Raw genomic sequence first — 20941 nt, 5'->3', positions numbered from 1 at the left:
TAAATGGGTTACTCGCACCACATGAAAGGCCCCAACCCATGAGCGAAGCCACTGCCGAAAAGATCGTCCTTGCCGTCGACACGTCGACGGACATGCTTGCCTGCGCCGTCGGGCGTCTGGGCGAGGAGGGCGTCGAGCTGCTGGCGAGCGGCGACCACCTGTGTCGCCGTCATGCCAACGAGGAGCTCGTGACCACGTGCCTGGACGTCCTGGGCCGCGCCGGCCTTGCGATGACGGACGTGGACGCGGTGCTCGTGGGGCGCGGCCCCGGCTCGTTCACGGGCGTGCGCATCGGCATCGCCACGGCAAAGGGACTCGCGTGCGGCTTGGGCCGCGCGCTCTACGGCGTGTCCACGCTCGACGCCGTTGCCTGGGGCGTGTGGGCCCACGGCGTGCGCGGGCTCGTGGGCGTTGTGGGAGACGCCATGCGCCGCGAGGTCTACCCGGCCCTCTACGAGGTGGGCGAGGACGGCCCCGTGCGCCTGTTTGAGGTCGAGACCGTCGTGAAGGCGCCCGATGCCATCGAGGCTTGGGCCGCGCGCGACGACGCCGGGGAGATTGCGCTTGCGGGCGATGGCCTCAGGAAGTACCGCGCCCAGTTTGAGGCCGCTGGCTTCTCGCGCTTCGCTGACGAGGATGCCTGGCATCCCTCGGGCGAGGGCCTGCTTCGTGCCGCCGCCGCTTCTGGCGTGCTCCGGGGCATCTCGGACAGCCCCGTTGACTCGGGCGATCCTGCCCTCGTGCTGCCCATCTACACGCGCCTCTCCGATGCCGAGGAGAACGAGCGCACCAGGCTGGGCCTCAAGGAGCCGTTGTCTGCCGCCGTCACCGGCGTGGACGACGCGCTTGCCGGCATCCACTGCCAACTGCGTCCCATGACGGTCAACGACGTCCGCGCCGTGGCCGAGCTTGAGGCGAGCGCGTTTTCGGGCGCGAGCCACGCGCCCTGGAGCGAGCAGGCGTTCAATGACGACGTGGCCCAGCGCGGCCACCTGTGGTGGGTCGCTCATGACCGCGGGGCGATCATAGGCTTCGCGGGCGGCACGGTGGTTGCCGACGAGCTGCAGGTCTCCGACGTGGCCGTTGCCGCGGGGCGCCGTCACGAGGGTATAGCCGGCAGGCTGCTCACGCGCGTGGCCTATGACGCCCAGATGCTTGGCGCCACGTGTGCCATTCTCGAGGTCGAGGTGGGCAACGAGCCTGCCGAGCATCTCTATGAGCGCCTGGGCTTTGCCGAGGTGGGCGTGCGGCCCAACTATTACGGCCAGGGTCATGACGCGCGCATCATGCGCGCCGGTCTGCCGCTTGCAGACCTCGCTCCCGACGCGGACCGTGACCCGGCGCCACGCACGTCCATCCGCCCCTGGCCCATCGTGCCCGCACCGCGCGGCGACGAGGCCCGCGAGCGCATTGCCGCGGCCGGCCCGCTGATCCTCTCGGTGGAGAGCAGCTGCGACGAGACGGCCATGGCCGTGACGGACTCACATGGCGTGGTCTGCGCGAGCGTCGTGGCCACCCAGATCGACTTCCACGCGCGCTTTGGCGGCGTGGTGCCCGAGATTGCCTCGCGCAAGCACACCGAGGCGATCGTGGGTGTGCTCGAGGAGACGCTTGCCCAGGCTGGCGCCCACTTTGGCGTGGACACGTTGGCTCCTGACGATCTTGCCGCCGTGGGCGTCACCGCGGGTCCGGGGCTCGTCGGCGCGCTTGTGGTGGGCGTGGCCTTCTCCAAGGGCCTGTGCGCCGCCACCGGCCTGCCGCTCATCGCCGTGCACCACCTCGAGGGCCACCTCATGGCGAACCTCTTCGAGACCCCCGACCTCAAGCCGCCGTTCGTGGCGAGCCTCGTCTCCGGCGGCAACACGATGCTCGTGCACGTGCGCGCCTGGGGAGACTACGAGGTCCTTGGCGCCACGATCGATGACGCGGTGGGCGAGGCGTTCGACAAGGTTGCCAAGGCGCTGGGGCTGGGATATCCCGGCGGCCCGGTCATCAGCAAGCTTGCAGAGAAGGGCAACCGCAAGGCCATCCACTTCCCGCGCGCGATGATGCACAGCGGCGACTACAGCTTCAGCCTGAGCGGTCTCAAGACGAGCGTCATCACCTACATCAACAACGAGAACCGCGCAGGCAGGCCCATCAACCTGCCCGACCTCGCGGCGAGCTTCGAGGCCGCCGTGGTGGACGTGCAGGTGGCAAAGGCCGTGACGGCCGTGGAGCAGACGGGCGTGAGCGACGTGTGCATCGGCGGGGGCGTCTCTGCCAACCCGGCGCTGCGCGAGGCGTACCGGCGCCGCTTTGGCCGCATGGGCGTCCGCGTGACGGTGCCGCCCCTGGCCGCCTGCGGCGACAATGCCGCGATGATCGGCATCCCGGCGCTGCGCAGCTACCTGGCCGGCGACTTTGCCCCGCTCACCCTCGACGCCGACCCGAACGCCGCGCTTGGCACCTGGTCCTCCCCGGCCGCGCCCGTCCCACCCCACTGGGAGCGCTAGCAATGAGACAAGGGGACAGTCCCCTTGTCTCATTTTCTTTCTCTTCCGATTACGCTGCTGTCAGGCTATGCCCAGAGCTATAACAAGCGAACGGGACATGTCGGGCACGTCTTCCAGCAGCGATTCAAGAGCTGCCCCGTGGAGAGCGACGAATACCTTCTCCAGCTCGTCCGCTACATACACGAGAACCCGGCGAAGGCGGGGATCTGCAAGGCGGAAGAGTACTGGTGGAGTAGCTATCACGAGTATGTCGCAGGATCGGTTCGTGTCGACACGAACCTGGTGCTGAGCATGGTCGGGGGCGTCTCTGGGTTCAAGCGTTTCAGCAAGGCCGCTGTCGATCGTCGTGTTGGAGGGGTGTTCTCCCGCCTTTCTGATTCCGAGGCGCACGAAACGGCCGTGCGCGAGCTTGACGGGCTTCTCCCCTCCGAGCTCAAGGCTCTGAGCCGTGCGAGACGCAATGAGCTAATCTTGAAACTCAAGAACGCCGGCCTGACGATTCGGCAGATCGAGCGCCTGACCGGCATCGGTAGGAACATCATTGCTCGAGCTTGAGCTGGACAAGGATAATGAGACAAGGGGACTGTCCCTTTGTCTCGCGGTTGCCGGCCTTGTCGCGGGCGAGGAGGACACATGAGGGATGGATTCATCAGGGTTGCGGCGCTGACGCCGGCGGTTCGCGTGGCTGACGTGGAGTACAACGTGGCGGCGTGTGCCGAGGCAGTTCGGTCTGTCACGGGTGCCCAGGTCATCGTGCTGCCCGAGCTGGCCATCACCTCCTATACCTGCGAGGACCTCTTCTGGCAGGATGCGCTGCTCCGCGCGGCCGAGGAGGGCCTTGCGCGCTTTGCCGAGCTCACGGCAGACGTGGACGCGCTCGTGTTCGTGGGCGTGCCCGTGCGCGTGGCCTCCAAGCTCTACAACTGCGCCGCGGTGCTGTGCGCCGGTGAGCTGCTGGGCCTCGTGCCCAAGTGCAACATCCCCACCTATGGCGAGTTCTACGAGGGCAGGCGCTTCTCGGCCGGCCCCGAGGACGTGACGCTCGTGTCGTTCGCGGGCTACGGCGAGGTGCCGTTCGGCTCGTCCCAACTCTTTGAGTGCGATACCGTCCCCGGGCTTATCGTGGCGGCAGAGATCTGCGAGGACCTCTGGGTCCCCAATCCGCCAAGCACCGCTGCCGCCCTTGCCGGTGCCACGCTCGTCGTGAACCTCTCGGCCTCAAACGAGCTCGTGGGCAAGGCGGACTACCGTCGCGGCCTCGTGAGCTCCACGAGCGCCCGCCTCGTGTGCGCCTATGCCTACGCGAGCGCCGGCTGGGGCGAGTCCACCCAGGACGTGGTCTACGGTGGCCACTGCCTCGTGGCCGAGAATGGCCGCGTGCTCGGGGAAGCCGCGCCACTTGCGGACGAGCCGCTCGTGCAAGCGGGTGACAAGCCGGCCTCCACGGGCGTCACCACCGTCATCGACCTGGGGCTTCTCGCCCACGATCGCCTGCGCATGTCCACGTTCGACGTCGACCCGGCGGCGGCCGGCTTCGTGGTCTCGCCGTTCTCCCTCTGCGTGCGGCAGACGCCCCTGGCAGGTCGCTTCGTGGACCCGCACCCGTTCGTGCCGGCAGATCCGGCGCGCAGGGCGGAACGCTGTGAGTCCATCTTTGCCATTCAGGCGCACGGCCTGGCCAAGCGCCTGGCGCACACGCGCTCGCGCCGCGCCGTCATCGGCGTCTCCGGCGGCTTGGACTCCACGCTTGCGCTGCTCGTGTGCGCCCGCGCCTTTGACCTTCTTGGCATGGAACGCTCGGGCATCCTCGCCATCACGATGCCGGGCTTTGGCACCACGGACCGCACGCATGACAACGCCCGCGCCATGAGCGAGGCGCTCGGCTGCGAGCTGCGCGAGATTGGCATTGCCGCGGCCGTGCGCCAGCACTTCGCCGACATCGGCCATGACGAGGCGGACCACTCCGTGACCTACGAGAACGCGCAGGCCCGCGAGCGCACGCAGATCCTCATGGATGTGGCTAACCGCGAGGGTGGCCTCGTGGTTGGCACGGGCGACCTCTCCGAGCTCGCGCTTGGCTGGGCCACCTACAACGCCGATCACATGAGCATGTATGGCGTCAACGCCGGCGTGCCCAAGACGCTCGTGCGCCACCTCGTGCGCTACGTGGCAGACGACGCGCGCACCCACGGCAACGCTGCGCTCGCGGGCGTGCTGCTCGATGTGCTCGATACGCCCGTGAGCCCCGAGCTGCTGCCGGCCACGGGGGACGGCGAGATCTCCCAGAAGACCGAGGACCTCGTGGGGCCCTACGAGCTGCACGACTTCTTCCTCTACAACGTTCTGCGCTGCGGCTTTGGCCCGGCGAAGGTCTATCACCTGGCGCTCGCGGCGTTCGGCGGCCGCTACGCGAGCGGCGCCGACGCCGACGACGCCGCGGTGGGCACCTACGATGCCGAGACGATCATGAAGTGGCTGCGCAAGTTCTACTGGCGCTTCTTCTCGCAGCAGTTCAAGCGCAGCTGCCTGCCGGACGGCCCCAAGGTGGGCAGCGTCGCGGTGAGCCCCAGGGGCGACCTACGCATGCCGTCCGACGCTGTCTGCACGCTCTGGCAGCGCGAGCTCGACGAGCTGGAGTAGCGGCGGCGACGAGTTGTGGCATGCGGTATCCCCGGTGGGGTGCGGCTGATGCGCATCGGCCGCACCCCACCGTGCTTGTTTTGCGGGCGCTCATATCCTGTCTGCTGTCCGCGCTCACAAAATCTAAGCGCGTTCGCAGAAGGTTTTTTCATTTTTCGTTGTTATATCGCGGTCTGCTGGGTACTATTCCTAGCGTTGGTAACTAGCGCGTGGCGGATGGCCACGCCCGCGACCGGCGGCGAACCTGCCGCTGGCGCTCAAGAAGGAGGTTCTTGGATATGACTCTGAAGCCGCTTGGAGACCGCGTTCTCGTTAAGCCCGCCCCCAAGGAGGAGAAGACCTCGACCGGTCTGTACATCTCCAGTGGCGCCCAGGAGAAGCCGCAGCGCGGCGAGGTCATCGCGGTTGGCGCTGGCAAGGTCAGCGACAAGGGCGAGCGCATCGTCCCGGACGTCAAGGTTGGCGACCAGGTCTACTACGGCAAGTTCGGTGGCAACGAGGTCAAGGTTGACGGCGAGGACTACCTTCTGCTTCGCGCCGACGACATCTACGCCGTCATCGAGGGCTAATGCCTGCGGGAGCTCTCCCGCCTTCATGTGATTGTCTGCCGCGCAAAGCAAGACTCGGCCAAGCGCGGCGCTGATTCGAAAGGAAGCCACCAATGGCTAAGAACATCATGTTCGGCACCGATGCCCGTGCCAAGCTCGCCAAGGGCGTCAACACCCTCGCCGACGCCGTGACCGCCACCATGGGCCCCAAGGGTCGCTACGTTGCCCTCGAGCGCTCCTACGGCGCCCCCACCATCACCAACGACGGCGTCTCCGTTGCCAAGGAGATCGAGCTGAAGGACCACGTGGAGAACATGGGCGCCCAGCTCGTCAAGGAGGTTGCCACCAAGACCAACGACACCGTGGGTGACGGCACCACCACCGCGACCCTGCTCGCCCAGGTCATCGTGAACGAGGGCCTGCGCAACGTCGCCGCCGGCGCCGACCCGCTGGCTATCCGCCGCGGCATCGACAAGGCCGTCAACGTCGTTGTCGACTCCATGAAGGCCTCCGCCAAGACGGTCGACACCAAGGAGCAGATTGCCTCCGTCGGCACCATCTCCGCCTCCGACCCGCAGGTTGGCCAGAAGATCTCCGACGCCATGGAGGTCGTGGGCAAGGACGGCGTCATCACCGTTGACGAGGACAAGACCAACTTTGGCATCTCCGTCGACACGGTCGAGGGCATGCAGTTCGACAAGGGCTACATCTCCCCGTACTTCGCGACCGACAACTCCGCCATGGTCGCCGAGCTCGAGAACCCCTACATCCTCATGACCGACCAGAAGGTCTCCAACATCCAGGACATCCTGCCGGTGCTCGAGGCCGTTCAGAAGTCTGGCTCCTCGCTGCTCATCATCGCCGAGGATGTCGAGGGCGAGGCCCTGGCCACGCTCATCCTCAACAAGCTCCGCGGCACGCTGAAGATCGCCGCCGTGAAGGCCCCCGGCTACGGTGACCGTCGCAAGCGCATGCTCGAGGACATCGCCATCCTCACCGGCGGCCAGGTTGCCATGGAGGAGCTTGGCATCAAGCTCGCCGACACCACCGCCGAGATGCTCGGCCGCGCCAAGGCTGTCAAGATCACCAAGGACAACACCACCATCGTCTCCGGCGCCGGCTCCAAGGCTGCCATCGACGAGCGTGTTGCCCAGATCAAGGGCGAGCTCGAGCACACCGACTCCGACTTTGACCGCGAGAAGCTCCAGGAGCGTCTCGCCAAGCTCTCCGGCGGCGTGGCCGTCATCAAGGTCGGCGCTGCCACCGAGGTCGAGCTCAAGGAGATCAAGCACCGCATCGAGGACGCCCTGCAGGCCACCCGTGCGGCCGTCGAGGAGGGCATCGTTGCCGGCGGTGGCGTTGCGTTCCTCGAGGCTCTGCCCGAGCTTGACAAGGTCGAAGCCACGGACGAGGAGAAGATCGGCGTCGAGATCGTCCGCAAGGCGCTGACCGCCCCGGTCAAGAAGATCGCCGAGAACGCCGGCTTCGAGGGCTCCGTCGTCGTCGAGAAGATCAAGAACCTCCCCGCCGGCCAGGGTCTCAACTCCGCCAACGGCGAGTGGGGCGACATGATTGAGATGGGCGTGCTCGACCCGGTCAAGGTCTCCCGCGTGACGCTGCAGAACGCCGCCTCCGTCGCCAGCCTGATCCTCATCACCGAGGCCACGGTCACCGACGAGCCCAAGGACACCACCATCGAGGAGGCCATCTCCGCCGCGGCTGCCCAGGGCGGCCAGGGTGGCGGCATGTACTAAGCCTGAGTAGGCGGTAGCTACCTGACGAGGCCCCGGGTCTTGCCTCGCAAACGTCCTCGCGCGCTTTGCGCGCTGCGGAATGTTTGCTACGGCAAGGCCCGGGGCCTCTGCTGTTGCCGCTCCTCAAGGGCTTCGACCGGCGGGTGCGTGCGCATGGCGTGGCCATTCGGCCTGACGGCCGGCGGTGTGCGGATGCCCAACGCGGTATGATTAACAAGTTATGCCGCTGGGGAGCGGCGTCTGGGAGGGGAGAGAGCCATGGCCGAGAACAGAGACCTGCTCGACGAGTTCATCGACATAAAGAACGACTGGCAGGCGCTGTCCAATCCCGTCTCGGACGTGGCGAACGCCCTCTCCGCGAACCCCGAGGAGGTCAAGACCTGGAACCCGGCGGACTACAAGGAGCGTCCGCGCGCGAGCGCCAACTCGTGCGTCTCGTGCAAGTCTGGCAATGAGCGTGCATGCACGCTCTGCCGCGACGTCTGCCCGGTGAAGGCCATCGACATGTCCGAGGGCGGCATCGAGATTGCCGATACGTGCCGCAAGTGCGGCCTGTGCTCGGCGGCTTGCCCGTCTGAGAGCTTCACGGCGTTCCAGATCACCCCGCGCAAGCTCTATGACCGCATCGTCCGCGCCGCCACGGCGTTCGAGCACGCCTACGTCACGTGCACGCGCTCGCTCGGACGCATGCCTGAGGGCAACGAGGTCGTGCTGCCCTGCGTGGGCTGCGTGCCCACCGAGGTCTGGTACGCCATTCTTGCGGACTACCCCAACGTGAGCGTCTACCTGCCGCTTGGCATCTGCGATCGCTGCCGCAACACCACGGGCGAGGATGCCTTGGCCGAGCACATCGGTGCGGCGGAGGAACTCGCGGCCAAGGGTATGGGCGTCGAGGTGGACGAGCGCGCCCTTGATCACACGAAGAACCACGACTTTGAGCGTAAGGAGTTCATCAACAGCCTTGGCAAGCAGGGGATGAACGCGCTTAGCGCCGTGAACCCCGCCGTGGCTGCCGCCCGCTCCATCACCAAGAAGCTTGACGAGAACACGCGCCGCATCAATGCTCTCACGCGCTCGCTCGAGGGCGCCGCGGCCCCTGCACCGGCCCGCGCGCGCCGTGTCCTCACGCAGCGTCGCCAGCTGCTGCTCACGACACTGCAGCGTCACCCCAAGTACGCCGTACGCCTGCACCCCCAGCGTCCCGTGTGTGACTCCGAGAAGTGCACGATGTGCGGCGAGTGCGTCAACGCCTGCCCCGTGCATGCCTGCGAGCTCTCTGATAACGGTATTTTCAAGGTTGAGGCCGCCTACTGCAACGAGTGCGGTGCCTGCCTTGCGGCCTGCGGCGAGCACGCGCTTGCCTTTGAGCCCTACAATGCCTCTGAGCTCGTGGTCCCCGACAAGGAGGAGATCGAGCGTAAGAAGCGTCAGGCAGAGCAGAAGGCCGAGGTCGAGAAGCTCAAGAAGCAGGGCATGGAGCAGCTCAAGCGCGGCCTTGACTTCCTCGACAGCCTCAACCTTGGCGGGGACGACGAAGACTAGGTAACAAGGCCGGGGTCCTCCCCGGCACGAGATAGGCTGGCCTGCTGGCTGGCAACGCCGGGCGCGCCCGGCAGCTACGGAAGGAACGAACGTGTCACTCTCCATCGGCATCGTTGGCCTGCCCAACGTTGGCAAGTCCACCCTGTTCACGGCCCTCACCAAGAAGGGCGGCCTCGCGGCCAACTACCCCTTTGCCACGATTGAGCCCAACGTGGGCATTGTCGACGTGCCAGACAGCCGTCTCCAGAAGCTCGCCGACATCGTGCATCCGGGCCGCATCGTGCCTGCCACGGTGGAGTTCGTGGACATCGCCGGCCTTGTGAAGGGCGCCTCCGAGGGCGAGGGCCTGGGCAACCAGTTCCTGGCAAACATCCGCGAGACGGATGCCATCTGCGAGGTCGTCCGCTACTTCTCCGACCCCAACGTCATGCGTGAGGTTGGTCGCACGGCCGACTTCGTGGACCCTGCCGGGGACGCCGACACGATCATGACCGAGCTCATCCTCGCCGACATTCAGACGCTTGAGAAGCAGATTCCCAAGCTCGAGAAGGAGGCGCGCCGCGACAAGGAGCTCGCACCCAAGCTTGCCGTGGCCAAGCGCCTTGTTGACTGGCTGAACGAAGGCAACCGCGCCGCGACCATGGACATGACTGACGACGAGCGCGCCGCCGCCCGCGAGCTGTTCCTGCTCACGCTCAAGCCCATCATCTACGTGGCCAACGTGGACGAGGACGCCTTGGGCGAGGACCTCGCTCCCATCGACGGCATCAAGCCCATCCCCGTGTGCGCCAAGATCGAGGCGGAGCTTTCCGAGCTCGACGCCGAGGAGGCCGCCGAGTACCTCAAGGACCTGGGCATCGAGGCGAGCGGCCTGGATGTTCTCGCGCGCGTGGCCTACAGCACGCTGGGCCTGCAGAGCTACTTCACGGCTGGCGAGATGGAGGTCAAGGCCTGGACGATTCCCGTGGGCGCCAAGGCCCCGCAGGCGGCCGGCGTCATCCACTCTGACTTTGAGCGCGGCTTCATCAAGGCCGAGGTCGCGAGCTATGACGACTACGTGACGCTTGGTGGCGAGGCTGGCTGCAAGGCCGCTGGCAAGCTCCGGATGGAGGGCAAGGACTACGTCGTGGAAGACGGCGACGTGATGCACTTCCGCTTCAACGTGTAGGGTGTAACCTGACGATTTCGCCGTGAGGCCCCTCGGACGGGGACAGATTTGCTGCGCAAATCCCCCTCAGCCCCTTCTTCGGGGTCTCACGGCGAAATCTTTACGCCCTCCGATAATCGAGATGCCCCGCAGCCGGCCATGGCTAGGCCCGGTTGCGGGGCTTTCGATTAATCAAGGGATGCTCGGCGCGTTAAAACGGCTGTCGACCGAATATCCGTTAGTTCTGTGCTGAATTAACGCCTCTCTCTGTCATGTTGTCATCGGTTCTGCTGGACAATTCGAGGCTGGAGGCGACGATAGACAGAAGAACGTTTATTAGGCTTGTGGCTGGCTCGGCCGCTTGCAGTTTTGTTGGTGGTGCCGTTCCTGCTGGCGCTGAGGAACTGGATGATAATTTCACACCTCTCTCCAGAACTCGCCGCTGAGATGGCTAGCGCATTTTTTGAGGGAGCCGGTGGTCTATCCTCATGTGTCTGTTCCGAGCCTATCCCGTTATTCGATTCTTCGGGACAATTGCAAGGCTATGAAGTCACTGCGACCGACTATTCGGATTGTCCACTAGGCTATGTCGTGTTCGATGTGCGCTGTCCCGGTATTGTTTCTAGATTTTCATTTGCCGAGGGCAAACCCGGCCCTTATGAGCAGATCGTAGGCAATCTTCCCGTTCGCGTGGTCTCGCCCAGCTTGCAGAAATTCAAGAATCAGGTTGATGCTCTGAGGCAAAGCGTTGTTATGCTTGCGATTAATGAGGGAACTGCCTCTGCGCCGAAGAGAGCAGGCCATGCTATGGCTGTTTCTGGGTATGGAAGGATAACCAGGGGATTAACGTCGCTCAATTGCATCGTCGTTCACGACGGGTGGAGTGACGAAGCGTTTATCAACTACGACTTCCAGGGCTTTATGGACAAGAACGGAGTCTTCATGTGAGGCGTTTCCTTGTTATTACCGGAATTCCCTTGCTGCTGTTCTTGGTGTATTACATTGCATTTGAACGGCCGTGTTATTTGAGCGATTTAACAAGCGGTGGGTATGAGGACTCAATGGCCCAGGCGACGGGAAAGGTGATTGGGAAGAACCCAAGCAATCACACCATTGTCCTGGATACAGGCTTTGGCGATGGGTCTGTTGGCGAGATAAGGCTCGACATGGGGTCGGATGATGAGAGAAGCCCTTTCGATTCTATAGAGGTGGGGGATTATCTTAGAGTCAGTTATCTCAGAACCATCCTGCCAAGCGGGGGATACGAATTCATGGGCTTGGAGGAGTCCAGGCCGCGCAGCTCCGACCTCGAGTGAAAGCGTCTCGCGAAAAGCCCCGCAGCCGGCCATGGCTAGGTCCGGTTGCGGGGCTCGTTGTATTGGGCTCGAACCAAATTATTACTCCCGAACCAAACTCCGCTTTTGGGGATGGAATGGGGGCTATTTTCGGCTTAAAACGTCCCGGGAGGCGGAGTTTGCTGGCTGCGGGTGGAAAACGTCCCAAGGAGCGGAGTTTACGGCGGGCGGCGCGCGGGGGAGCGGGAGAGGTGCTCGCCGCGGACGCCTTATTGCCCCACGACCCCAGCGACGCCGGCGGTGGGGTCTTGGCTCGAGTCCTCGTAGGGCGGCAGGCCCTGCCTGACGCGGGTCATCATCGTCTGCCAGGCGCTCTCGTCGACCTTCTCATACCAGGTGCCGCCCACGTACTCGCTCTTGGTGGGCTCAAGGCCCGAGTAGAGGCTCTTGCTCATGTCGAATCCCACGAAGCGGGCGCCCAGGATCATGAGCTCGATGCCCGTGATGTCCGTGCTCACGCTGGCACTCGCCGCGTTGAGGGTTGCAAGCAGCATGAATGGGTTGCCGGAGAGTGCCTTCTTGAGAATGGCCCCCAGCACCATGCGCTGGTTTGCCGTGCGGTAGTAGTCGCCGGCGCCGTACTGGTCGTAGGCATGGCGCGCGCGGCAGAGTCCCAGCGCCTGGGCGCCGTTGATGGTCTGGGGCCCCGCCTTGAGGCTCACGCCCGCGAGCTCGTCGTCTATGTCGATGGGCACGTTGACGTCGATGCCGCCCAGGTCATCCACGACCGAGGTAAAGCTGTCGAAGTCTATCTCGGCATAGTGAGCGATGGGCACGTTTGCGAGCTTTGACACCGTCTTGATGAGCAGCGGCGCGCCCCCGTACGTGTAGGCAGCGTTGATCTTCTGCTGGCCATAGTCTCCGCCCAGGTCAACGAGGGTGTCGCGCTGAATGGAGACGAGCGTGAGCTTGGCCGCGAGCGGGTCCACGCGCGCCAGGATGATGGAGTCCGTGCGGTAGACGCCGCCGGTGGAGTTGTTCTCCACGCGGTCCGCTGACTTGTCGGTGCCAACGAGCAGCATGTAGAACGGCGTGCCGGGCAGCGCCGGCGTGAGCGAGAGTCGCGTCTCCAGTGAGATGCCGCCCCCAAGCCTCACGGTGATGAGGACGGAAAACGCGAGGAGCGCGACAAGCACGCCGATGAGCGTGCGCTTTGCGTACTTGAGCGCGCGGTGGGCGTCAAAGTCGAGGCGCCTGTGCGCGTGGCCGTTCAGCTGCTCGCCATATCCACTGCGAGCGGGTATCCGCTCTTCTATCTCGTGGCGGGCACGCCGCAACGGGGTGTTGTCCTCGCGCTCCTGCCGCATGCGGCGGTAGCGGCCTGCGTCGTAGACGTCCTGTTGCGGCACGGGCTGGCCAACGCGCGGCCGAGGTTGGGCGGCCGATTCGCCATATGGTCGGGCTTCGCGTGGGCGATCGAACGCGGAGCGCCCACGGGTCGAGGCGCCAGTCGCTTGCTGCTCGGCTGGGGTCATCGTCCTGTGGGCGCGTCTGCGTGCCATGTTGTGCCTGCTTCGTCTAGTTGTTGGCCATGTCCGATCCAAGGATTACGACGACGTCAGCCGTGCCGGCGTAGGTGCCGTCGTCTGCCGCGAGGTTGGAGAGGCCGAGCGTGTCGGCGACGGCCTGGGCCTTGGCCTTGTTGGCATCGCCCACGTAGATGATGCGCGTCTTGCTGTAGTCGTAGCTGTCCGCCGTGGCGGCGGTGGTGTCAAAGCCCTGGTTATCGAGCGTGGCGGCGATGCGTCCCGCCAGGCCCTCGACGCCCGCACCGTTGAGCACCTCCACCGTGCCGGAGTAGTCGGTCTCCGCGCTCGTCTCGGCCGAGGAATCAGAGGAGGAGTCTGCGGCGCTCGTGGTGCCGTCCGCGCCCTTGGTGGCCGTACCGGCGCCCGCGACGCCCCGTGTGATGTCCTCATCCTCGCTCTCGTAGGGGGAGAGGCCCTGGTTCACGCGGGTCATCATCTTCCGCCAGTTGGCGGTGTCGCAGATCTCGTACCAGGTGTCATTCACGTACTTGGAGTTGGTGGGCTCCATGCCGCTGAACATGTTCGTTGACATGTCGAAGCCCTGGAACTGCGTGGCCAGCGACACGATGTCGCCAATGGAGAGATCGGTCTGAACGCTGTCCGCCATGGTGGTGACGGTGCTGGCGATGGTCATGGGGTCGCTTGCGAGGACCTTCTTGAGGATGGCGCCGATGACCATACGCTGGTTGGCGGCGCGGTAGACGTCGCCGTCGCCGTACTTGTCATAGGCGTGGCGCGCGCGGCACAGCTGCAGGGCGTCGTTGCCGTTGAGGGTTTGCTCGCCGGCCTTGATGTCGGCGCCGGTGTACTCGGGGTCATAGACGTCTACGGGGACGTTGACCTCGATGCCGCCGATGGCGTCAACGACGGAGATGAACTGGTCAAAGTCAATCTCGGCATAGTGGGCGATGGGCACGCCGGCAAACTTGGAGATGGTCTCGACGGTGTAGGAGGCGCCGCTCACGCCCTGTTCGCCGGCCTCCTGGCGCTCGGCGCCGATGGAGTAGGCGGCATTGATCTTCTGCTTGCCGTAGGAGCCAAAGTCGATGAGCGTGTCTCGGTGGATGGAGACGAGCGTCACCTGCTTCTCGGTGGGGTCGACGCGGGCGAGTAGGATCGTGTCCGTGCGATAGGCGCTCTCGTTGGCGCCATACTCGCTGCCCTCGACGCGGGCCTGGTCCTTGTCGACGCCGATGAGCACCATGTAGAACGGGTCGCCCGATGCGGCCTCGGTGAGCGTGCCGTGAAGGGCGGAGTCGGCCGCCATGCCAAAGCTGTTCGAGAAGCGCATCATGACGGCAAAGGCCGCGGTGCAGCCGATGGCCGCGATGACGACGAGGGTGATGAGGAAGACCTTGAGCCCGCGCTTGCGGCCGCGCTTCTTGCGGGCGCCCGAGTAGCGCTCGGCGGAATCGGTGCGAGAATAGGCGGACGAGCTGGGGCGGTCGCCCTCGTCCCGCTTGGTGGCCTTGAATCTCGGCATGCATTCTCCTTGTATGTACGTGTTCTCGGCGCCGACGCGTGGGCCTTGGCCATGCGCGCCACGCCGCGATGCTCGCTTCAACGAACAAATGGTACTAGCATGGCCGCGAACCTGCGGAAAGTCCACAGGAAAGCTAAGCCATGTTCACACGCGCGACATGCGATGTCGTATGATTGAGCAGACTGTAGAGCGGCGGTGCGGAGCCGTCGCGACAAGCAACCACAATCTGGAGGGGTCCATGCAGACAAGCCAGCAGAAGGTCATCGTTCTCGACTTTGGCGCCCAGTACGGGCAGCTCATCGCGCGTCGCGTCCGTGACCTGCATGTCTACTCCGAGATCATGCCGTGTGACGCCACTGCCGAGGAGATCTCTGCGGCGGGCCCCAGCGCCATCATCCTGTCCGGCGGCCCCGCCAGCGTGAACGAGGAGGGTGCGCCGCGCGTTGACCCCAAGATCTACGAGCTGGGCATCCCCGTGCTGGGCTTCTGCTACGGCCATCAGATCACGGCCGTGACGCTGGGTGGCACCGTGTTCCACCCCGAGGTGGGCGAGTACGGCCGCGCCGAGCTGCACGTGAAGGCCGACAGCAAGCTGTTCGCCGACACCCCGGCGAACCAGACGGTCTGGATGAGCCACTTTGACGCCGTGAACAACGTGCCCGAGGGCTTTGTGGTGACGGCGAGCACCGACGTGTGCCCCGTGGCCGCGATGGAGAACGCCGAGCGCAAGATCTACACCACGCAGTTCCACCCCGAGGTCAAGCACACCGAGTACGGCCAGCAGCTGCTCAAGAACTTCCTGTTTGGCATCTGCGGGCTCGAGGCCAACTGGTCCATGGACAACCTCGTGGAGACCATGACGGCGCAGTTCCGCGAGAAGGTCGGCGACGACCGCGTGATTCTCGCGCTGTCCGGCGGCGTTGACTCCTCCGTAGTCGCCGCCCTTGGCGCGCGCGCCGTGGGCAAGCAGATGACCTGCGTGTTCATCAACCATGGTCTGCTGCGCAAGGGCGAGCCCGAGCAGGTCGAGGAGGTCTTCACCAAGCAGTTCGACGTTGACTTCATCCACGTGCACGCCGAGGACCGCTACGCCGAGCTCCTCGCCGGCGTGACGGAGCCGGAGCAGAAGCGCCGCATCATCGGCACGCAGTTCTGGAAGGAGTTCTTCGCGGTCGCCCAGCAGCTCGAGACCGACGGCAAGCCCGTGAAGTACCTGGCCCAGGGCACCATCTACCCGGACATCATCGAGTCTGGCGCGCGCAAGACGGGCGGCAAGGCGAGCACCATCAAGAGCCACCACAACCTCATTCCGTTCCCGGACGGTGTGCACTTTGACCTTATCGAGCCGCTTGACCACTTCTTCAAGGACGAGGTGCGTGCGCTGGGCCTGGCTCTGGGCCTACCCGAGCACATCGTGTTCCGTCAGCCGTTCCCGGGCCCGGGCCTTGCCATCCGCATCATCGGTGCGGTGGACAAGGAGAAGCTCGAGATCCTGAAGAACGCCGACGCCATCGTGCGCGAGGAGCTCGACGCCTACAATCAGAGGCTGTTCGAGGAGACGGGCGACCGCAACTCCGAGCACAGCTGCTGGCAGTACTTCGCCGTGCTGCCCGACATCAAGAGCGTGGGCGTCATGGGCGACGAGCGCACCTACCAGCGCCCGATCATCCTGCGCGCCGTTGAGTCCAGCGACGCCATGACGGCCGACTGGGCGAAGCTGCCCTACGACGTGCTGGCGAGGATCTCTGGCCGCATCGTGGCCGAGGTCCCCGGCGCCAACCGCGTCTGCTATGACATCACGTCCAAGCCGCCCGCGACGATCGAGTGGGAGTAGTCTGACAGGGTTCTGACCTGTATTTTTGAGTGCCGCACTGTGCTGCTGAGTTTCGTTTTGTACGAGAGTCACGGCAAAGCCGCCAGCGACATTGGTGAGTAAATCCGATTATCGAGCCTCTGTTCCCGCGTCGGAACGGAGGCTTTTTCTTTGGCTATTTACTCCCTTTCACCTGCAATTTCGCGATTTACTCCCCGTGTTTCGAGACGGCAAGGCACGGGGCGGTATTCGGAGGAATGGGAGTAAGGATTTATCCCGAGTGAGTAGACGCGCGATTTTTGTCCCCGAGAACGAAAAGGGGCCGTTTTAGGTCCTTTGAAACTCAAATCGAACTCAATAGGCCTTTTGACGGTCTCTGTGCGGCGTTTTCCCAGGTCGTTAATGGGGAGTAAAGAATCTCACCGTCTCAAGGAAAGCGGGAGTAATCAGGGGAAATGCCGCGGGGTACCGCCGTGTGCCGCCATGTAAGCCACCGCGTCATTTACTCCCCAGGTGCGCCGAAAATGCCTTTGCATGCAATGGGGAGTAAAAACTCAACATACGCAGGCGTGAGCGGCGCTCACCGCCTAGCTTGGCGTCCTGATTCGGTTGCGCTGGTTGCGAAATGCGGGGAGCCGCTACAGCGAGGCTTTCCAGTCCTCGTATTCGTCGGCGTCGATCTTGCCGTTTTCGAGCTGCGCGCGCTTCTCTGCCCACAGCTCGATCGCCGTCGCGGCTTTGGGCGCGTGCGGAGCCTTGGGGTTCAGGGAGAGGCCCGTGCCGTCGGCGGAGGGAACGATGCCGAACGAGTCCTCGAGCCGCACGAGCAGCGACATGAGGTCGCCCGCGGTCTCGACGCCATAGTCCTTGAGGGCGTTGACGGACACGCCGAGCGCCGCGGAGATGGACTCGAGCAGCTCGGGCTTGACGGCGCGGATGCCGCTCTCGTAGTGGCGCACGGCCCCCTCGGTCAGGCCGACGGCCTCGGCGAGTTGAGCCTGCGTCATGCCGCGCGACTTGCGGTACCGCCTTATGTTTTTGCCTACGGACATGCGCCCTCCTCCTGGAATTACGTATCAGCACATCTTATCAGCGTACGTAAATGTACGCAATTCTATTGACAGTACAGATACGTACGTTTACTCTGAATCTGTAAACCGTACGTATTCGTACGCCATTGATTGGAGGAGCCATGGACGAGAAGGTGGCGAAGACGCCGAGGCCGCACATGCTGGACGCCGACGAGGTCGCGGAGCTGCTGAGGATCAAGAAAGGCAGCGCCTACGAGGTGATCAGGAAGATAAACGCCGAGCAGGAGGCGCGCGGGCGCGTGGTTATCCGCGGACGCGTCCGGAGCGACGTCTTCGACGCCCTGTACTTCCCGGAGGTGGACTGACATGCCCGTGTACAAGGATGGCAACAACGGCACGTTCTACGTGCAGTGCTACTACCGCGACGCCCGCGGCTCGAAGCGCCACAAGACGAAGCGCGGCTTCTCCTCCGAGGTGGAGGCCGCAGTGTGGGAGAGCCAGTTCAAGAGCCTTAACGGCGGGGCCATGGACATGACGTTCTCCGAGTTCGTCGAGGTGTACGCCTCCGAGGTGAAGCCGCGCGTACGCGAGCACACGTGGATCACCAAGGAGTACATCATCAACGACAAGCTCGTGCCGTTCTTCGGAGACATGCGCATGTGCGACGTGAGGCCGATCGACCTCATCAGGTGGCAAAACGAGCTCACCGAGCACCGGGACGCCGACGGGAAGCCCTGGGCGCCGACGTACCTGCGCACGGTGAACAACCAACTGAACGCCATCTTCAACCACGCCGAGCGCTACTACGGCCTCACCGACAACCCGGTGCGCAGGGTCGACAAGATAGGCTCGAAGAAGGGCGGCGAGATGCAGTTCTGGACCAAGGACGAGTACCTGAGGTTCAGCGAGGCGGTCATGGACAAGCCGCTGTCGTTCCACGCCTTCGAGCTGCTGTACTGGACGGGCATACGCTGCGGCGAGCTCCTGGCGCTCACGCCGTCCGACTTCATGCTGGATAGCTCGCGGCTGCGCATCAACAAGTCGTACCAGAGCCTCCACGGCGTGGACACCGTGACCGACCCCAAGACGCCCAAGTCCGTGCGCACGATCGTCATGCCCGCCTTCCTTCGCGACGAGATGGCGGACTTCATCGAGATGCGCGACGACGTCGCCCCCGACGAGCGCCTGTTCGCCGTGACCAAGCACTTCCTGGCCCACGAGATGGAGCGCGGGTGCAAGGCGTCGGGCGTGAAGCGCATCCGCATACACGACATACGCCACAGCCACGTGAGCCTGCTGATCGAGATGGGCTTCTCCGCGCTGGCCATCGCCGAGCGCATGGGCCACGAGGCGGTGGACATCACCTACCGCTACGCGCACCTGTTCCCCACGAAGCAGGACGAGATGGCCGCCGCGCTCGATGGAGCGAGGGGGTAAGCAAGATGCCGTGCGAGAACAGCGCCCGCAAGCGCAGCAAGACGATGGCGTTTCGCTGCACGCCCGAGGAGCACAAGCTCATATGCGAGATGGCAGCCTGGAGCGGCATGAGCAGGCAGGACTACATCATCGCCAAGCTCACCGATACCCAGGTCGAGGTGAGGCCCTCTGTAAGCGTGCAGAAGGCGTTGAAGGACTCGATGGCGGAGTTGTCCAAGGAAGTACGGCTGGCGGCCTCCTACGGCGAGCTGAGCGAGTCCCTGCAGCAGAGGATCGAGCTCGTGATGAGGTTCTTCCTGGCGCTCGGCGAGGGGGTTGAGGCACCAGTGACGGAAGCGCCACCGCAAACCTCGCATTTGGAAGAGCCGACAACATCCGTCATGGATGCGGGCTCCGACACCGCAAGCATCTTCGAGATGGGGCGCATGTAAGGTTTAACGCCAGACCTCCAACGCCTTGTCCGCAAGCCATTCGGCGCGATCGGCGATATCGCCCTCGTCCCAAGACTCCTTCTCCAGGGCGCCGGCCATGGTCGCAAGGCCGGCGGCGCAGAGGGCAAGACCGTCCTTGTATCCCTTTCCCTGCTTCTTGGTGGGCCAATCGGCATCGCGGATGGAGGCGTTGAGCGAATGCGTGATGATGGCGAGGTTGCCGAGCGTGAGGAGCTTCCTGTCCCTTCGCGTGGCAGCCTCATCGTCGAGGGCTCCCCATTTGTTGCGCCACTTCTTGGGCATCATGTGTTCGAGGGTGTACTGGTTGAACCCGAGCAGGGCCGTGCTGCTCATGCCTGGGCGAATGGCGCTTTCCAGCAGATAGAGAACGCCCTTGGACTGAAGGTTGTACAGACACGATTCCTCGAACGCCCTTCGAACCTCGTCATCGCCGGGCATGTACGTCGTCGCCTCTTCGTTTGCTTCAAGAGCCTTCCTCAGCGTCTCCGCGTCCTTCACCTCGTTCAGGATCAGCGAGGTGAACAGCCTGTTGTAGTTCTTCGTGGTCGCCTGAACCAGCGTTCGGCGGACGATGTAGCTCTCAAGCAGGGCGAAGACCTCGGATTCCTCGCCCGAAGACTCCGCGTTCTTGCGAACGTAGAGCACGTACGGGATGAGCGTCGAGTTCTTGAGGCCGAATATCAGCACGTTCAGGCGCTCGACGCCGGGAGCGGAGGGGATGTCCGCGTCGCAGTAGCCGGGGTCGAACGTGGACTCGAACACCTCGGCATACGCCTTCATGCTGTCGAGGATCTCGTCCTTGTCTCCGTTGCAGTACCTGCCGATGAAGTCCTTGTAGGACTGGAAGAGGTTGGACGTGCGCGAATAGAAGAGCTTGTCCTCGGTCGTGACGCCGCGCTTCTTGTCCTGAACCAGGATCTGGAGGAACGCGTCGAAGAACAGGTCGACGAGCGTGCGCTTGATGCGCCCGGTAACGACCTCCTGCTCCCAATACTCCCTCTTCTCCGCCGTGGGTTCGAAGACGTCCTCCCAGCACTCCTTGAACGCCTGCTCGTTCTCGCGGTTGAAGAAGTAGTTCTTGAGGAGCTCCGCCGTCGTCAGGCGCACCCCGAGCGAGTTGATGGTGTCGAATATCTGCTGCTCGTCCTCGCCCTCGGTGAGATCGATGCAGACGAACTGGACGTTCGACTTGATCGTGTTCCTGTCGACCTTCTCTGGGTCGATGTTCTTGAGGAAATAGTTGTAGGCAAGGACGATGGACGAGGAGCCCTCGACAGGCTCGCAGCCCGTGGCGCTGACGACCTTCTCGAAATCCTGCCGGTCGTACTTGCCATGTCTCAAGGCGACTTCGCCGGTCTCCAGGACGAAATCTCGCTCGAACAGCCTATCGGCGTCGATTCTCGCGCAGAGTGCCTTGAAGAAGATGACCATGGTCGTGAGGCGCTGCTGGCCGTCGATGACTGTGCGAACCTCGGACACCTCGGACCAAGTGTTGCCGGAGGAGGCTTGCTTCAGGATGATCGAGCCCAGGAAATAAGGTCGCTTCGAAGCCGTGACGAACTCCATGTCGCCGAGGAAGCGCTCCCATTGCTCTTCTCCCCAGACGTACGCCCTTTGGTAGAAAGGTATTTCGAGCAGGCGCGATCCGTTGAACACGCCGCTTATCGTAGATTTTCCTGCATCCATCCTTAAAGCCCTATCTTTCCTTCGCAGTT

The 20941-nt window shown here is 64.1% G+C and carries 17 protein-coding genes; 13 read left to right on the top strand and 4 right to left on the bottom strand.

All coding sequences use genetic code 11. The features are described 5' to 3' along the window. The first annotated feature begins 38 nt into the window (after positions 1 to 38). The 9 genes from tsaD to Pcatena_RS07500 all read left to right on the top strand — a co-directional run bounded on the left by tsaD (position 39) and on the right by Pcatena_RS07500 (position 11442). Positions 39 to 2495, top strand: coding sequence for a tRNA (adenosine(37)-N6)-threonylcarbamoyltransferase complex transferase subunit TsaD (gene tsaD / locus Pcatena_RS07540; RefSeq protein ID WP_126423072.1), 2457 nt, complete (start codon positions 39 to 41; stop codon positions 2493 to 2495). Between the two features lie 24 nt (positions 2496 to 2519). Beyond that, positions 2520 to 3050, top strand: a complete 531-nt coding sequence (locus Pcatena_RS07535) for a hypothetical protein (protein WP_126423070.1) — start codon at positions 2520 to 2522, stop codon at positions 3048 to 3050. Between the two features lie 78 nt (positions 3051 to 3128). Continuing rightward, on the top strand, positions 3129 to 5135 hold the full coding sequence (locus tag Pcatena_RS07530; RefSeq protein ID WP_126423068.1) for an NAD(+) synthase: 2007 nt from the start codon (positions 3129 to 3131) through the stop codon (positions 5133 to 5135). Between the two features lie 278 nt (positions 5136 to 5413). Continuing rightward, positions 5414 to 5704: a co-chaperone GroES gene (locus Pcatena_RS07525; RefSeq protein WP_073293269.1), complete on the top strand. Its 291-nt coding sequence runs from the start codon at positions 5414 to 5416 to the stop codon at positions 5702 to 5704. Positions 5705 to 5796: 92 nt separating this feature from the next. After that, a complete protein-coding gene (gene groL, locus Pcatena_RS07520; protein ID WP_126423066.1) occupies positions 5797 to 7437 on the top strand; it encodes a chaperonin GroEL in 1641 nt (546 codons plus the stop codon). Positions 7438 to 7695: 258 nt separating this feature from the next. Next, the gene (locus tag Pcatena_RS07515; RefSeq protein WP_126423064.1) at positions 7696 to 8979 is read left to right on the top strand and encodes a 4Fe-4S binding protein; all 1284 of its coding nucleotides are present in this window, start codon (positions 7696 to 7698) and stop codon (positions 8977 to 8979) included. 91 nt (positions 8980 to 9070) lie between these two features. Continuing rightward, positions 9071 to 10147, top strand: a complete 1077-nt coding sequence (gene ychF / locus Pcatena_RS07510; RefSeq protein WP_126423062.1) for a redox-regulated ATPase YchF — start codon at positions 9071 to 9073, stop codon at positions 10145 to 10147. A 351-nt stretch (positions 10148 to 10498) separates the two neighbouring features. Continuing rightward, entirely contained in the window at positions 10499 to 11074 is a 576-nt protein-coding gene (locus tag Pcatena_RS07505) for a hypothetical protein (protein ID WP_126423060.1), read from the top strand. Continuing rightward, on the top strand, positions 11071 to 11442 hold the full coding sequence (locus tag Pcatena_RS07500) for a hypothetical protein (protein WP_126423058.1): 372 nt from the start codon (positions 11071 to 11073) through the stop codon (positions 11440 to 11442). The genes Pcatena_RS07505 and Pcatena_RS07500 overlap by 4 nt, the downstream gene beginning before the upstream one ends. A gap of 248 nt (positions 11443 to 11690) precedes the next feature. Here Pcatena_RS07500 and Pcatena_RS07495 read toward each other — a convergent pair whose 3' ends face one another. Further along, positions 11691 to 12830 carry an LCP family protein gene (locus tag Pcatena_RS07495; RefSeq protein ID WP_172596417.1) on the bottom strand — a complete coding sequence of 380 codons (1140 nt, stop codon included), beginning with the start codon at positions 12828 to 12830 and terminating at the stop codon, positions 11691 to 11693. A gap of 169 nt (positions 12831 to 12999) precedes the next feature. Continuing rightward, positions 13000 to 14493 carry an LCP family protein gene (locus Pcatena_RS07490; protein WP_126423054.1) on the bottom strand — a complete coding sequence of 498 codons (1494 nt, stop codon included), beginning with the start codon at positions 14491 to 14493 and terminating at the stop codon, positions 13000 to 13002. Positions 14494 to 14731: 238 nt separating this feature from the next. On the opposite strand from Pcatena_RS07490, the gene guaA reads away from it, so the two are divergent. Beyond that, complete coding sequence (guaA, locus tag Pcatena_RS07485; RefSeq protein WP_126423052.1) at positions 14732 to 16327, top strand: glutamine-hydrolyzing GMP synthase; 1596 nt, start codon at positions 14732 to 14734, stop codon at positions 16325 to 16327. A 617-nt stretch (positions 16328 to 16944) separates the two neighbouring features. Here the strand turns inward: guaA and Pcatena_RS07480 are convergent. Next, on the bottom strand, positions 16945 to 17358 hold the full coding sequence (locus Pcatena_RS07480) for a helix-turn-helix domain-containing protein (protein WP_126423050.1): 414 nt from the start codon (positions 17356 to 17358) through the stop codon (positions 16945 to 16947). A 140-nt stretch (positions 17359 to 17498) separates the two neighbouring features. Between Pcatena_RS07480 and Pcatena_RS07475 the strand changes: the two genes are divergently transcribed. From Pcatena_RS07475 to Pcatena_RS07465, 3 genes are read left to right on the top strand one after another with little or no spacing between them, the layout of a single operon-like run. Then, entirely contained in the window at positions 17499 to 17702 is a 204-nt protein-coding gene (locus Pcatena_RS07475; RefSeq protein ID WP_006681531.1) for a hypothetical protein, read from the top strand. 1 nt (position 17703) lies between these two features. Then, the gene (locus Pcatena_RS07470; RefSeq protein WP_101677768.1) at positions 17704 to 18774 is read left to right on the top strand and encodes a site-specific integrase; all 1071 of its coding nucleotides are present in this window, start codon (positions 17704 to 17706) and stop codon (positions 18772 to 18774) included. 5 nt (positions 18775 to 18779) lie between these two features. Continuing rightward, positions 18780 to 19205, top strand: coding sequence for a plasmid mobilization protein (locus Pcatena_RS07465; protein WP_099432718.1), 426 nt, complete (start codon positions 18780 to 18782; stop codon positions 19203 to 19205). A 3-nt stretch (positions 19206 to 19208) separates the two neighbouring features. Here Pcatena_RS07465 and Pcatena_RS07460 read toward each other — a convergent pair whose 3' ends face one another. Further along, entirely contained in the window at positions 19209 to 20882 is a 1674-nt protein-coding gene (locus tag Pcatena_RS07460) for a DUF262 domain-containing protein (protein WP_198433401.1), read from the bottom strand. Positions 20883 to 20941: the final 59 nt, after the last annotated feature.

It is taken from the genome of Parolsenella catena (genome assembly GCF_003966955.1).
Classification (GTDB): domain Bacteria; phylum Actinomycetota; class Coriobacteriia; order Coriobacteriales; family Atopobiaceae; genus Parolsenella; species Parolsenella catena.
The sequence above is the reverse complement of the archived record's forward strand: the minus strand, read 5'-3'. Positions and strand labels throughout refer to the sequence as shown.

What these genes read in the sequence shown, in the direction of transcription:
- tsaD (WP_126423072.1), top strand. Translation starts at nt 39, where the DNA reads ATGAGCGAAGCCACTGCCGAAAAGATCGTCCTTGCCGTCGACACGTCG.
- Pcatena_RS07530 (WP_126423068.1), top strand. Translation starts at nt 3,129, where the DNA reads ATGAGGGATGGATTCATCAGGGTTGCGGCGCTGACGCCGGCGGTTCGC.
- Pcatena_RS07525 (WP_073293269.1), top strand. Translation starts at nt 5,414, where the DNA reads ATGACTCTGAAGCCGCTTGGAGACCGCGTTCTCGTTAAGCCCGCCCCC.
- groL (WP_126423066.1), top strand. Translation starts at nt 5,797, where the DNA reads ATGGCTAAGAACATCATGTTCGGCACCGATGCCCGTGCCAAGCTCGCC.
- Pcatena_RS07515 (WP_126423064.1), top strand. Translation starts at nt 7,696, where the DNA reads ATGGCCGAGAACAGAGACCTGCTCGACGAGTTCATCGACATAAAGAAC.
- Pcatena_RS07490 (WP_126423054.1), bottom strand. Translation starts at nt 14,493, where the DNA reads ATGCCGAGATTCAAGGCCACCAAGCGGGACGAGGGCGACCGCCCCAGC.
- guaA (WP_126423052.1), top strand. Translation starts at nt 14,732, where the DNA reads ATGCAGACAAGCCAGCAGAAGGTCATCGTTCTCGACTTTGGCGCCCAG.
- Pcatena_RS07480 (WP_126423050.1), bottom strand. Translation starts at nt 17,358, where the DNA reads ATGTCCGTAGGCAAAAACATAAGGCGGTACCGCAAGTCGCGCGGCATG.
- Pcatena_RS07475 (WP_006681531.1), top strand. Translation starts at nt 17,499, where the DNA reads ATGGACGAGAAGGTGGCGAAGACGCCGAGGCCGCACATGCTGGACGCC.
- Pcatena_RS07470 (WP_101677768.1), top strand. Translation starts at nt 17,704, where the DNA reads ATGCCCGTGTACAAGGATGGCAACAACGGCACGTTCTACGTGCAGTGC.
- Pcatena_RS07465 (WP_099432718.1), top strand. Translation starts at nt 18,780, where the DNA reads ATGCCGTGCGAGAACAGCGCCCGCAAGCGCAGCAAGACGATGGCGTTT.